Here is a 14,039-nt window from a genome sequence, read left to right as displayed (position 1 = left end):
GGCCTCACAACTGATTCAGTCCAATCGATTTGATCACGGGCGCCAGGCTTGCCGTTGTCGCCTCGACGATGCGCTGGAATTTTTCGGGGCTTGAATCGGCGTCCGGCTCCATGCCTTGAGCACGGTAGCTTGCCTGGAGCGCGGCATCGGCCATGGCCAACCGCGTAGCCTGGGCGATCCGATCGATGATCGCATCATCAGTGCGCTTGGGCGCGAACAGTCCGAACCAGCCCTCATATCTGAGATCCGGCATGCCGGATTCGACGGCCGTCGGGATATCAGGCGCGCCGCTCAGCCGCCTTTCGGTGGTGACCGCGAGCAACCGGATCTTGCCGGCTTGGCTCAGCTGCTGCAATTGGACCGACATGACGGCAATGACGAGCGAGATCTGGCCGCTGACGAGATCATTGGTCGCCTGCGCGATGCCCCGATAGGGCACGTGGACGATGTCGAGCGCGCCGGCCTGCTGCTTGAAGGATTCGCCGACCAGGTGATTTCCGGTGGCGACGCCGGGCGTCCCGTAGGACAGCTTTCCCGGATTGTCCTTCGCATAGGCGATCAACTCGCGCAGATTGGCCGCGGGTACGGAAGGATGGACGGCGAAAACCAGTGCGCTGTTGATCAGGCGGTAGATGGCGCGGAAATCGCCGACGGAATAGCCGTGATTTGCCGTGGTCAAGGGAATGATGACCTGCGTGCTGCCGTTTCCAAGCAGCAGCGAATAGCCATCGGGCTCCTCGCGCGCAACCGCGGCAGTCCCGATCGCGCCGCCTGCGCCGCCGATATAGTCGACGAAGGTCGGCCCGAGCAGCGCTGACATCTTGTCGACCCATGGGCGCCCGATCTGGTCACCCGATCCGCCAGCCCCGTAGGGAATCACCAGTCGAATGGGACGGGACGGATAGTCGGCGGCTTGTCCGCTGCGTGGGATGGTCGCCAGCGCCGCTGCGCCCGATAGCGCAGAGACGAACCGTCGCCGCGAGAAGGAAGGCATGTTCGAATTCCGGAAGCGGGAGTTACTGTCGAGGCAGGACCGGCTCCCCGTCATCCCATCGCAGCAATCCGCGACCGCCGTCAATGCTCCGGTCCGATCGAGCGGCAGCATCACCGCCGTGGCATGCTGGTCTAACCCATTCCTTTTCAAGAATTATTTCAATCAGCCGAGGCCGACCCAAGCCATCTGCGCAGGTCTGCCAGTCATGCGGCTTTCGGCCAGTTTACTCGGCGCCTCGTTCTGCTAGACCAGAACGAAATACCTTTTGACTCCCGCGAGGGGGCAATGGCGCGTGCCAGCACATAGTAACCAAGACTCAGCCATTTCATTTGGGCCATTTCGGCTGTTTCCCAAGTCCCGGCTCTTGGAGAAGGAGGGCGCGCCGCTTCACGTCGGCGGCCGCGCGCTCGACATTCTGATCTTCCTGGCCGAGCGTCCCGGCGAAGTCATCGACAAGCGCGAGCTTGTCAAGCGCATCTGGGCCGACGTCAATGTCGACGAAGGCAGTCTGCGCTTTCATGTCGCAGCGCTGCGCAAGGTGCTCGGCGATACCGGCAAGTCGGCCCGTTATGTCGTCAATGTACCCGGCCGCGGCTATTGCTTCGTCGCCTCGTTCGCGCAAGCGGCGCCGCAGATCGCCCCACCCTCCGCCAAAACCGCGCTTCCTCGCTCCCTGCCCGCTCGGCTCGCGAAGATGATCGGACGAGAGGAAGTCATCGAGAAGATCTCCAATGGACTTTCGCTGCATCGCTTCATGACCGTGGTCGGCCCGGGCGGCATCGGCAAGACCGCCGTCGCCGTCACCGTCGGGCATCGCCGATCCCAGGATTTCGGTGGGCGCGTCTTCTTTGTCGACTTCAGTCCGTTGCGGGACGCCAGCCACATCGCGACCACCATTGCTTCGGCGCTCGGCCTGACCATCAGCTCGGAGGATCCGACGCCGGCCCTGCTGACATTCCTGAAGACCGGCCCGGCCTTGCTGATCTTCGACAGTTGCGAACACGTGCTGGATGCGCTCGCGCCGCTGGTCGAGCACATCGTTCGCGAAGCACCGCAGCTTCGCGTTCTCGCGACCAGCCGCGAGTCGTTCCGCAGCGAAGGCGAGCGGATATTCAGGCTCTTCCCGCTGGATTGTCCGCCGGAGCGCGAGGACCTTGATGTCGCCGATGTCCTTGCCTACCCCGCCGCTCAGCTCTTCGTCGAGCGCATCGCGCAGAGCTCGGGTCCGTTCCAGCTCAGCGCCGAAGAGGCGCCGCTTGTCGCCAGCATCTGCCGGCGCCTCGACGGCATTGCGCTGGCGATCGAGCTCGCGGCAGGCCGCGTCAACGCGTACGGCATTGCCGGCACCGCGTCCCTGCTCGACAGCCGCTTCTCGCTGCAATGGCGGGGGCGCCGCACCGCCGTGCCGCGACACCAGACCCTCGCCGCCGCGCTCGACTGGAGCTACGATCTGCTGCCCGCGGCGGAGAGCGCCACCTTGCGACGGCTGTCCGTCTTCGCCGGGCCCTTTGCGCCGGAGGCGGCCGCCGCGGTTGCGGCCGGCGACGGCCTCAGCGAATCGGAGACGCTGGAGGCGATCGACAGCCTGGTCACCAAATCGCTGATCTCGCCGTCCGGTTCGCGAACGCTGCGCTATCGCCTGCTCGACACAACGCGCACCTACGCGCTCGCGAAGCTGCACGAGCTCGGCGAAAACAGGCAGTTCGCGCGGCGCCATGCGGAGCATTTTCGCGATTTCTTCGAGCGCGCGGAGGCCGACACGACAACGCCGCTGCCCGAATGGCTGAACATCTACGGCGCAGAGCTGGACAATGTGCGCGCGGCGCTGGATTGGGCCTTCGCGCCCGACGGCGACGCTGCACTGGGAATCGCCCTGACCGCAGTTGCGGTCTCACTGTGGGTGCGCCTTTCCTTGTTCGCCGAATGCCGCGAGCGCACCAGAACGGCCCTCGCCGCGCTCGGCAACGCCGGCGACAACGACCGTGTCCGCATGCAGCTGCTGTCGGCACTTGGCTGGTCGCTGATGTATGGCGAAGGCCGCGCGCGCGAGGCGCGTCCGATCCTGGAGACGACCCTTGAGCTGGCCGACAGGCTCGATGACAAGGATTTCCGGCTGCGCGCGCTGTGGGGTTTGTGCATCGACCAGTTCAACAACGGGCAGTTCGGCAAGGCCCGCACGCTTGCCGAGCGCTTTGCCGACGCGGCAGCGAACTCACCCGACAAGACCGATGTCATGCTGGGCGACCGGCTGATGGCCGTCGCGCTGCACTATCTCGGCGACCAGGACGAGGCGCGCGTGCGCATCGATCGGGTCAACATGTCGCTGCATGTGCTGGCGGAGAAGCCGAAAATCTTCCCGCTCGACCTCAGGATATCGACGCAATATTTCCGCGCCCGCATCCTGTGGCTGCAAGGCCTGGCCGATCAGGCCAAGGCGCTCGCCGCCAGGAACATCGAGGAAGGCCGCGCCAACGGCCACGCCCTGACCTTCTGTAGCGTGCTGGGACAGGCCGCCTGCCCGATCGCGTTCTGGGCCGGCGATTTCAACGCCGCCGAGCGCCACGGCACCGAGTTGCTCGAGCACACCGAGCGCCATGCGATCCGGCTGTGGGGCTTGTGGGCAAAAGCCTTCAACGCAGCGGTCATTGCCAAGCGAGGCGACGTCGCGACGGGCCTGCCGCTGCTGCGCGAAGAGCTCAATCGCGCCGGCGATGCGCGCTTCCTGCCGCGATTTCTTCCCTTGCTCGGCGAACTCGCGGCGGCCTTCCTGGAGACCGACCAGATCGACCGCGGCCTCGACGTGATCGACGACGTCCTGACCCGCTGCAACGACCGGCAGGAGCTCTGGTATCTGCCTGAACTGACCCGCATCAAGGCAGAATTGATGCTCAGGAGTGTGCGGCACCCGGGCGACGCCGAAGAACGTTTGCGCGAGGCCATGGACCTGGCCGTTCAGCAAGGCGCCCGCTTCTGGGAGCTGCGTTGCGCTATCAGCCTCGCGCGATACATGTTCAGGGCCGGCCGAAGCGCAGAAGCACTGGCGGTTCTCGACCCTGTCTGCGGGAGGTTCGCCGAGGGCGCAGACATCGCCGATATACGCACTGCCCGCGATCTGATCGCGCAATTGCGCGCCTGACCGCGCGCGCTGACGCCGCGACGGCCTAGAGCATGATCGGTTCTGGTGAATCAGAACCGAAGCTCTGAGATTCTTGTTTTGACGCGTTTTCTTCACGCGAACCGGTATCCACTTCGCTCGATAACGCTCTAGCCTCCGGCAGCAGCCGCGCGCTGCGGCAGCTTCCAGCCCGGCCGGATGAAGTGGCAGGTGTAGCCGTCCGGATAGCGTTCGAGATAATCCTGGTGCTCGGGCTCGGCTTCCCAGAACTCGCCGGCCGGCGCGATCTCGGTCACCACCTTGCCGGGCCACAGGCGCGACGCCTCGACGTCCGCGATCGTATCCTCGGCAATGCGCTTCTGCGCCTCGCTGGTATAGAAGATCGCGGAGCGATAGCTCGTGCCCCGATCATTGCCTTGGCGATTGAGCGTGGTGGGATCGTGGATCTGGAAGAAGAACTCCAGCATGGTCCGGAAGCTGGTCTTTGCGGGATCGAAGATGATCTCGATCGCTTCGGCGTGGCCCTCGTGATTGCGATAGGTGGCATTCTTCACCTGGCCGCCGGTGTAGCCGACGCGTGTGGAGACCACGCCTGGCTGCTTGCGGATCAGATCCTGCATGCCCCAGAAGCAGCCTCCGGCCAAAACTGCGCGCTCTGTCGTCATCTGTCCGCTCCCAATTGATCGCTCTGTCCGTTCTGCGCCTGTCGTATCATATGCTTTCGGCTGCCTGGCCGAAAGGCAGGTATTTGTCCACCCGGTCCTCTCATGGGCCCAAAGCGTCGACAGCTTCAGTTTCCCAACCAGAACCGGATGGACACGAATTGAAAGCTCGCCGCTAGCCCAGCTTGGCGTCGAGCGTGATCGCGGCGTTGAGCACCTTGGACACCGGACAGTTCTTCTCGGCCTCGCCGGCGAGGCGCGCGAAACCTGCTTCATCGAGGTTCGGCACCTTCGCGCGCAAGGTGAGCGCTGACTTGCTGATCTTGAAGCCTTTGCCTTCGGGCTCGAGCGTGACGGCTGCCTCGGTCGAGAGCTCCTCCGGCGTGAAGCCTGCCATTTGAAGGCCGAAGGCCAACGCCATCGTAAAACAGCCGGCATGGGCCGCCGCGATCAACTCCTCGGGATTGGTCCCCTTCTCGTTCTCGAAGCGGGTCTTGAACGAATAGGGCGTCTCAGCGAGCACGCCAGATTCACCTGAGAGATGGCCCGTGCCATCACGACCAGTGCCCTTCCATACTGCTTTTGCCTTGCGGATCATCCTGGTTCTCCTTGTTTGTTTGTGGATCGTTCAGCCCGATCCCGGCACCTCGTGCCGGTGGAAGACGGCGGCGGCCTCGCGCCTGCCGCCTCTCCAACCGGTCACGCGGCGCCGAGGTTCCGTCCGATTTGTCCGATGACTGGCGCAAGATGGAAGACTGCCTTCAACTCAGGACGGCAGTGGTAGACCGGCTTGCTCGCGCACGATGTAGTCGGCGTACCAATCCGCCCAATTCTCGTCGTGTCCGCCGATCCGCGTCTCGTGCTCACCATGCGCAACCGATGCACGGCGCAACGCCGCCGCCAGATCGCTCTGCGAGGCGAACGTCGTGCCGTCTGCCGTGATGCGTCCGGGCAATCGTGTCGTGACTTCCTGGAACAGCCAGCCATTGCCGTCGGGATCGCTGAACGAGGCAAACGAGCTGTAGCTGCCGCGCTCCGGGTCAGCACCGCTGACCCGGACGCTGCCGAACAGGTACGGCTCGTCCGGACCGGCGTGAACATCGCCGGCACCGTGGAAGGGTTCGCTGACGGCGATGCCGCGGTCGAGCAGATATTGTCGTGCAGCCTCCAGATCGGAGACGATCAGGTAGAGGCCGCGCGCCGAACCAGGCGCGGCCGCCGTGACGTTCCTGCCGAAAATCACCGAACAGGCCGAGCCCGGCGGCGTGAACTGGATCACGCGCCACTCGCTGCCCGACACGAAGTCGGCGTCCAGTCGCCAGCCGAGACGCGTGTAGAACGCCTTGGCGCGGTCGACATCGGAGACGGGGATGACGACGACTTCGAGCTTCAGATCAAGGCTACGCGATGTCGAAGGCTTGGTCGCGACGTCACGGTCGATTTCGATAGTGGCCATGATAACCTCCCCGTTGGAGTACGATTTAACCCGAAGGCCATACTGAATGCATCGCTCGCGTTTTGCGCGTTAGACGTTGCAAGATTCTGTTATGATCGGCGGCATCGCAATCTGGCGGCGGACAGCGCGACCTCGACGGTCAAGCATGCTGACGAATTGTCGCAGTCATCGTCGTAAATCGCTCGCCTTTAAGCAAAATTTGTGACGGCTATTCCCCTGCATTCGATGATCGCCACGCGATTTCGCCACTTTCGGCCAGTTTACTGAACGTCTCGTTCTGATAGATCAACGTGCAGACATCAGCCTTTTCAGCGGACCATTGCTCGTGCCGGACACTAACGACCAGAATTCGGCCATTGCTTTCGGGCCGTTCCGGCTGTTTCCCAAGTCGCGGCTGATTGAGAAGGACGGCGCGCCGCTTCACCTCGGTGGCCGCGCGCTCGACATCCTCATCTTTCTCGCCGAGCGCGCCGGCGAGGTCGTGGACAAACGGGAGCTGATGCGGCGCGTCTGGGCCGACGTGAATGTCGACGAAGGCAGCCTGCGCTTCCACATCACGAATCTGCGCAAAACCTTGGGCGATGCTGGCGAAGGCTCCCGCTACGTCGTCAACGTCCCCGGACGTGGCTATTGCTTCGCCGCCCCGCTGCTCCGGACAGCACTGTTCGAGGACCGCACCAGCTTGCCTGCCGCTTCGCCCCACGCGCTTCCCTCGCCGCTTGCGAGGATGATAGGGCGCGACGATGAGGTCGAGAGGATCTCCGCAGAGCTGACTCAGCACCACTTCGTCACCATCGTCGGGCCCGGCGGGATCGGCAAGACCTCGGTTGCGCTCGCCGTCGCGCACCGCGAGCTCGGGGCCTTCGACGGTCGGGTGAGCTTCGTCGATTTCGGTGCGCTGACGGATGCCCGCCTCGTGCCCGGAACGATTGCGGCCGCGCTTGGCCTGACCGTCAACTCCGACGATCCCATGCCGGGCCTACTGACGTTCCTGCACAGCCAGCGGATGCTGCTGGTGTTCGACAGTTGCGAACATATTCTCGATGAGCTCGCCCCCTTAGCCGAACGCATCGTCCAGGAGGCGCCAGAGCTGCACATTCTCGCCACCAGCCGCGAATCCTTTCGCACCGAAGGCGAGCGCGTCCACCGGCTGTTTCCACTGGATTGCCCACCGCAGCGCGACGGTCTCAGCATCGCCGACATCCTTGCCTATCCCGCAAGCCAACTCTTCGTGGAACGCATCGCCGAGAGCCTGAGCGAGTTCGAGCTCAGCGAGGAGGATGCCCCGCTCGTCGCCGAGATCTGCCGGCGTCTCGACGGCATTGCGCTTGCGATCGAGCTCGCCGCCGGACGTGTGAACGCCTATGGCATTGCCGGGACCGCCTCGCTGCTGGATAGCCGCTTCTCGCTGTTGTGGCGAGGACGACGTACTGCGATTCCGCGACACCAGACCCTGAGCGCGGCACTCGCCTGGAGTTACGACCTGCTGCCGCCGGCCGAAAGCGCGACGCTGCGCGCACTGTCGGTGTTCGTCGGCCCGTTCACGCTGGAAGCCGCAATTGCTGTCGCGTCCAGCCAGGGCATCAGCGAATCCGAAGCGGTCGAGACGATCTCGAACCTGCTCTCCAAATCGCTGATCGCAACGTCGCCCGCGGAGCGGCGGCTGCGCTATCGCCTGCTCGACACGACCCGCGCCTTCGTCGCGGACAAGCTCGTCGAGAACGGGGAAGCGGCCCGCGCTGCGCGCGCTCACGCCGAATATTTCCGCGATGTCCTGCGCGACGTTGCTGTCAAATCAGCGGGCATGCAGAGCGCCGGCGGCTTCCTTCCTTATGCCGACTACCTGCCCAACGTCAGGGCCGCGCTGACCTGGAGCTTTTCGGACGGCGGCGACCGGACAATCGGCGTGGATCTGGCGGCCTCGGCAGCCCAGTTCTTCCTCGAGCTGACATTGCTGACGGAATGCTACCGTTGGACCCGGCAGGCGCTGGCCTCGCTCGACACGGGTTCGATCGACAGCCGCCAGGAGATGACGTTGCAGGCGGCGCTCGGCGTCTCCGTGATGTTCACGCAGGGCAATACGGAAGCGGTCCGGACGGCGTTCACGCGCAGTCTCCAGCTTGCACGGGAGCTGAAGGATCTGCACTGGCAGCTCTGGCTGTTGCGCGGATTGCACATCTATCTCACCAGGGTTGGCGATTTTCACGGCGCGCTCGGCACGGGCGAACAGGGCGAAAGCGTTGCGCGCAGGCTGAACGATCCCGCCGCCGCGCTGAACGTGGAATGGATGCTGGGCGTTGCGCATCATCTGATCGGCAATCAGGACAAGGCCGTGCAGTTTTGCCAGAGCGCAATGGCGCACAATCCCGGCTCGCAGCGGCTGAACATCGGGCATCTCGGTTATGACGACCGCATCGTGGCGCTGGTGGCACTGGCGCGCGGGCTTTGGCTCACCGGCCGGCCCGATCGTGCAATTGAGGCGGCCAGGTACACCGTTCGCGAGGCCGAGTTGCTGGAGCAGCCGCTGACCCTCGGTATTTCCTTGATCTGGACGATCTATGTGTTCCTCTGGGTCGGCGACTGGGCCAATGCGGAAATCCTGATCGAGCGGCTGATCGAACATTCCGCGCGCCACTTCCTCGGCCCCTATCATGCGGTCGGCATCGGCCAGAAAGGCGAGCTGCTGCTGCGCCGCGGCGACGTCGCCGCCGGCATGGAGCATCTTCGCCGCAGCCAGGCCACGCTGTTCGCAACGCGGCACCGGATCATGACGACGGTGTTTGCGACGGCGCTCGCGGAGGGACTCTTGGCCCAGAACCAGCCCGACGAGGCCCTGCGGACCATCGATGAGGCCATCGCGGAAATCCCCGATCATGGCGAGTCGTTCGACATGCCGGAGATGCTCAGGGTCAAGGGCGACATCCTCGTACGGTCTGGCAACGTTGCGGAGGCCGAGAGCGTCTTGCGCAGATCGCTCGATCTGTCGCGGCGCCAATTCGCGGTCGGCTGGGAACTCCGCGGCGCGATCAGCCTTGGCCGCATCTGGGAGCGCACCGGCAAGGCCGCCGACGCGCGCGACCTGCTCACCCCACTCGTCGCGCAGTATCAGGAGGGCCTCCAGACCCGCGATCTGGTTGCCGCAAGAGGCCTCCTTGCCGCCCTGAATTGAGAGCATCTTCAACGAGATACCGCCATCCCGCGCGCTCGCAAGTCCTAACAACTTCTAACACGCCAAGCCGCACACACCCCGCCATGGTGGAGGCACTTCACGGTGGATATGGCGGGACATGGCGCTTCTTGACGACGTAATCGATGCCAACGGCGGTATGGCCCGTTGGAACAGCTTGAAGGGGTTCACGCTCCACCTCTCCGTCGGCGGGACGCTGTTCTCCAGCGCCGGGCACGCCCGGGAATTCAAGGACGTGACCGCAGAAGGCTCGACCCGGACGCAATCGATCCGCTTCACCGGCATCACCGGGGGCGAACATTCCGGGTCGTTTCAACCGGACGCGATCACGATCGAGAGCCTGGATGGTGAGGTCCTGCGGACCTGGCGCAACCCGAGCTTCGCGTCTGCCGAGGCTGGCTCTGCTGCGCTCGCGGACGAACTGCACCTCGTCTTCTTCTGCGGCGTGGCGATCTGGAATTACCTGACGACTCCATTCCTGCTCGCCGACCCCGATGTCGTGGTGGAAGAGCTGACGCCGTGGCGCGAGAGCACCCAGACTTGGCGGCGGCTGCGGGCGCAATTCCCCCCGCGCCTGGTCACGCTCGCTCCCGAGCAGATCTTCTATTTCGACGAGAGCGCCCTGCAACGACGGACAGATCACGATCTCTTCGGGATGAAGGTCGCACATTCTTCCTGGGCTCATGACAGTTTCGGCGGCATCGTGGTGCCGACGCTTCGACGGGCGCAAACGCTGCGGCCCGATGGAACCGTGATCGTCAAGCCCGTGCTGATGGACGTCGAGATCTTCGACGCCGTCTTCGAGTAGCGGCGCATGAGCGCGCAAACGACGTCACGTGCTCGAACCAGGCCTGGACTGCGCCGACGATTGCCAACCGATGCGACGAATTGGGACGTTCATAGAGCCCCCCTGCGGCGAGCTGTCACAGCGCTCGCACTCACACAACAACTAACAACTCCTAATCACCACTAACGGGCGTCCTGGCGCGCACACGCGTACTCTCGGACCATAGCGAACTTGCGCATTCGCAAGCCGCCGCTGAGACGAGAGGACGAACGATGTTCACCGACATGCAGGCGCACGCCTGGGCCGATCTTCGAGCCGTCAACCGGAATCGCGAAGCCATTCGAGCGACACAGGCATTCGCCCGGGAAAGCCGATGGCGTCAGATCGATCGCAGCGCGGAGACGTCCAGCGAGGACATCACGATCTCGCGATGGGAAGATTGCCGTGGCGCTTCGTCGCACGAAACGACGACGCCCGAGGATCGCTATTTCGTCGGCATCGCCCTGAAGACCACGCGCGCAAGACTGAGCCGGGACCGTCAGATCGTTTTCGACGGCGCCATGCCTGCAGGCACGCTCTATGTCACCGCACCGTCGAAGCCTCTCCGCGCGCAATTCGAATCGCCGTGCGCTTTCCTGCACTTTCATATCTCCACGGATCATTTTCCGGCGCAATTCCCCGCGACCGAAGGACTGAATGACCTCGTCCTGTTGCGGGACCCGCTCGCTGCGGAGCTTGCCAAGGCGCTGATCGAACGTGGTCACGCCGCGGACCACCAGTTCATGCGCTGCCTCGGCCAGACCCTCGCGATGCATCTCGCCCGGTTGGAGCCGCCGCGCGTCAGGGTCAATGCCTTGCCGAAATGGCGGCTGCGGCGGGTCGAACAATACATCGCCGATCATTTCGACCGCTGCATCAGCCTGGCCGAGCTCGCCCATGTCGCCGGCTTGTCCAGAATGCACTTTGCGGCCCAATTCCGCGCCGCGACCGGTTACCGTCCCCGCGAATATCTTCTCAATCACCGGATCGAACGTGCGAAGGCGCTGCTCATCACCACCGAGCGGCCCTTGGCGGAGATCGCGCTTGCCGTCGGCTTCAGCACGCAGGCGCATTTTTCCACCGTCTTCAAGCGCATCAGCGGCCAGTCTCCGGCACGCTGGCGCCTCGCCAGCAAGGGTGAGCGAGCTGAGGCAGAAGCGCCTCCGCAGCGGCGTGCCGCTCTGGAGAGGGACTGGATCGCCAGCGTGGCCGCGTAGCGAGGCGCACACGGTCTCTACTTCATCATTGCGAGATGCCGTAGCCCGGATGGAGCGAAAGCGTAATCCGGGAAGGTGCCGATGAAGAGAGCGGTCCCGGATTGCGCTACGCTCCATCCGGGCTACGATAAAAGCCCTACACCGGATCGAACGCCCGGATCGGTGGCAGATTGCCCGTGAACTTCTCCACCTCGACCGTCGTCAGCTGCCCCGTGCAGCCTTGCGCCAGGGATGAGGTGCCGATGTCTCGGGTGAGCACGTTCGGATTGCCGTGCACGCAGAGCGGCGCGTCGTCCTCGGGATCCATCGGGTCATACCACGCTCCGGTCGGAAGCTGCACGACGCCGGGCGCGATGCCGTCGGTGACGTGGACCGCAGCGAGGCAGGCGCCGCGGTCGTTGAACAGGCGGATGATGTCGCCATCCTTGATGCCGCGCGCGGCCGCATCGCGCGGGTTCATGCGCGCGACCTCGCGGCCGCGATGTTTTGCGGCAAGCGAATGGCCGCCGAAATCGAGCTGGCTGTGCAGCCGCGTCACCGGCTGGTTGGCGACGAGGAAGCACGGCGCGCCAGGCCTCGGCATATCGGTCTTGTCGAGCCAAACCGGATGGCCCGGACAATCCGCATCGCCATGGCCCGCGATCTTCGCCGAGAAAATCTCGATGCGGCCGCTCGGCGTCGGCAGGGCGTGACCTGCGGGATCCTCACGGAATCGGCGCAGCCGGCCGCCGTCATCGGGCTGCTGCGGCACGACCAGGCTGCCGCGCTGCCAGAATTCGTCGAAGCTGGGCGCTTCCAGGCCACGCTTGGCGAGCGAGGCGCGGGTTGGCTCATACAGATGTTCGAGCCACTCCCGGGAGGTGCGACCTTCCGTAAAGGGTTCGCGCGCGCCAAGACGCTCGGCGAGATCGGCGAAGATATCATAGTCGTCGCGCGCGAGCCCGAACGGCTCGGCGATCCGGTGCATCGCGACCATCAGGGGATCGTTGGTGGAATAGCCGATGTCCTCGCGCTCCAGCGTCATGGTCGCGGGCAGCACGATGTCGGCGTGCCGGGCCGTCGCGGTCCAGCCGAGCTCGTGCACGACCAGCGTGTCGACTTTCGCGAACGCCTTGCGCAGGCGGTTGATGTCCTGGTGATGATGGAAGGGATTGCCGCCGGCCCAGTAGACGAGGCGAATGTCCGGATAGGTGCGCGTCTCGCCATTGTAGCGATAGGTGCTGCCGGGGTTGAGCAGCATGTCGGCGATGCGTGCCACCGGAATGAAATCGGCAACGCCGTTGCGGCCCTGCCCCAGCGTCGGCCCCGGCACGTCGTTGACGCGGCGGCCGTAATAGCCGATCGCACCCAGCGAATAGGCGTAACCGCCGCCGGGAAGACCGATCTGGCCGAGCGCTGCCGCCAATACCAGGCCCATCCACACCGGCTGCTCACCATGCTCGGCGCGCTGGAGCGAATGCGAGACGGTGATGAGCGCGCGTTTTCCGGCGAGGCGACGCGCCAGAGCGCGGATCGTGTCCGCGTCGACGCCTGAGATCGCGGCGGCCCATCCGGCATGCTTTGCTTGCCCATCGCTCTCGCCGGTGAGATAGCGCAGGAAGACGGGCCAGCCTTCCGTGTAGCGATCGAGGAAGGCCTGGTCGTGCAGACCTTCGCTCACCAGCGTGTGGACGATGCCGAGCATCAGCGCGGTGTCGGTGCCGGGCACGCAGCTCATCCATTCGGCGCCAGCTTCGACCGGCAGATCGTCGCGCAGCGGGCTGACCAGGACGAACTCGCAGCCGCGCCGGCGCGCCGCCGCCATGGCACCGCGCTCGACATGCTTGCTGATAGAGCCGCCGGCGACCATGGAGTTCTTCAGCGCCATGCCGCCGAACGCCAGCACGATCTCGGTATCAGCCGCGATCTGCTCCCAGGTGACGTTGCGCTTGGTGATGTCCTCGTATCCCGCCAGGATCTGCGGCAGCAGCACCGAGGACGCGCCGGAAGAATAGGTGTTGACCGAACGCACATAGCCGCCCATTGCGATGTTGAGGAAGCGATGCACCTGGCTCTGTGCGTGATGAAAGCGGCCCGCACTCGACCAGCCATAGGAGCCGCCGAACACGGCGCCGGGACCACGCGTGTCGCGGATGCGCGCCAGTTCGTCGCCGAGCAGGTCGAGCGCCTTCTCCCAGCTCACGGAGACGAATTCGTCGCGGCCGCGGCGATCGTCCGGACCGGGACCGCGCTCGAGCCAGCCGCGGCGGATCGCCGGCTGGGCGATGCGCGCCTGATGGCGCAGCGCGCCGGGGAAATTGTCGATGATGCCGTTGGGATCGGGATCCCCTGCATACGCTCTCACCTCGAGCCCGGCCGCGCCTTGGCGCGCCGAGAACACGCCCCAATGCGAGGTGTGCGGCTTGAAGCCGTCGGACAGGTCGAGGCCGGGGTCGGGAAAGCCAATCGTATCGTCCATCGCCTGATCCTTGTTCCAGCACGTGGTGGCAGTATACCGATCCACACTGCGATGTCATCGAGATCAGGGCTGACGTCTACGCTGGGCTCCCGTGCACTCTGTTGCACCCGACGCCGCCGAATAG

9 protein-coding genes are annotated in these 14,039 nt (G+C 64.8%); 4 read left to right on the top strand and 5 right to left on the bottom strand.

Annotation, left to right across the window (positions count from 1 at the left end; all coding sequences use genetic code 11):
* Window positions 1-4: 4 nt before the first annotated feature.
* On the bottom strand, window positions 5-994 hold the full coding sequence (locus ACSKB8_RS22200) for a Bug family tripartite tricarboxylate transporter substrate binding protein (protein ID WP_438106381.1): 990 nt from the start codon (window positions 992-994) through the stop codon (window positions 5-7).
* A 292-nt stretch (window positions 995-1,286) separates the two neighbouring features.
* Here ACSKB8_RS22200 and ACSKB8_RS22195 point away from each other — a divergent pair, with 292 nt between their 5' ends.
* Window positions 1,287-4,130, top strand: a complete 2,844-nt coding sequence (locus tag ACSKB8_RS22195) for an ATP-binding protein (protein ID WP_438106379.1) — start codon at window positions 1,287-1,289, stop codon at window positions 4,128-4,130.
* 128 nt (window positions 4,131-4,258) lie between these two features.
* On the opposite strand, the gene msrA is transcribed toward ACSKB8_RS22195, so the two are convergent.
* The 3 genes from msrA to ACSKB8_RS22180 all read right to left on the bottom strand — a co-directional run bounded on the left by msrA (window position 4,259) and on the right by ACSKB8_RS22180 (window position 6,227).
* Window positions 4,259-4,774 (bottom strand): peptide-methionine (S)-S-oxide reductase MsrA, encoded by a 516-nt coding sequence (gene msrA / locus ACSKB8_RS22190; RefSeq protein ID WP_438106377.1) that lies wholly within the window; start codon window positions 4,772-4,774, stop codon window positions 4,259-4,261.
* A gap of 172 nt (window positions 4,775-4,946) precedes the next feature.
* Entirely contained in the window at window positions 4,947-5,369 is a 423-nt protein-coding gene (locus ACSKB8_RS22185) for an OsmC family protein (RefSeq protein WP_438106375.1), read from the bottom strand.
* Window positions 5,370-5,537: 168 nt separating this feature from the next.
* Window positions 5,538-6,227 (bottom strand): VOC family protein, encoded by a 690-nt coding sequence (locus ACSKB8_RS22180; protein ID WP_438106374.1) that lies wholly within the window; start codon window positions 6,225-6,227, stop codon window positions 5,538-5,540.
* 325 nt (window positions 6,228-6,552) lie between these two features.
* On the opposite strand from ACSKB8_RS22180, the gene ACSKB8_RS22175 reads away from it, so the two are divergent.
* From ACSKB8_RS22175 to ACSKB8_RS22165, 3 genes are all read left to right on the top strand, one after another.
* Window positions 6,553-9,396, top strand: a complete 2,844-nt coding sequence (locus ACSKB8_RS22175) for an ATP-binding protein (protein ID WP_438106372.1) — start codon at window positions 6,553-6,555, stop codon at window positions 9,394-9,396.
* A gap of 118 nt (window positions 9,397-9,514) precedes the next feature.
* Window positions 9,515-10,222, top strand: a complete 708-nt coding sequence (locus tag ACSKB8_RS22170) for a hypothetical protein (RefSeq protein ID WP_091878181.1) — start codon at window positions 9,515-9,517, stop codon at window positions 10,220-10,222.
* Between the two features lie 251 nt (window positions 10,223-10,473).
* Window positions 10,474-11,457 carry a helix-turn-helix domain-containing protein gene (locus ACSKB8_RS22165; protein WP_438106370.1) on the top strand — a complete coding sequence of 328 codons (984 nt, stop codon included), beginning with the start codon at window positions 10,474-10,476 and terminating at the stop codon, window positions 11,455-11,457.
* Between the two features lie 136 nt (window positions 11,458-11,593).
* Here ACSKB8_RS22165 and ACSKB8_RS22160 read toward each other — a convergent pair whose 3' ends face one another.
* On the bottom strand, window positions 11,594-13,915 hold the full coding sequence (locus ACSKB8_RS22160) for a molybdopterin guanine dinucleotide-containing S/N-oxide reductase (protein ID WP_438106368.1): 2,322 nt from the start codon (window positions 13,913-13,915) through the stop codon (window positions 11,594-11,596).
* Window positions 13,916-14,039: the final 124 nt, after the last annotated feature.

Source organism: Bradyrhizobium sp. BR 1432, assembly GCF_051547705.1.
In the GTDB taxonomy this organism is placed as follows: Bacteria; Pseudomonadota; Alphaproteobacteria; order Rhizobiales; family Xanthobacteraceae; genus Bradyrhizobium; species Bradyrhizobium zhanjiangense.
This window is presented reverse-complemented; position numbering and strand designations above follow the sequence as displayed.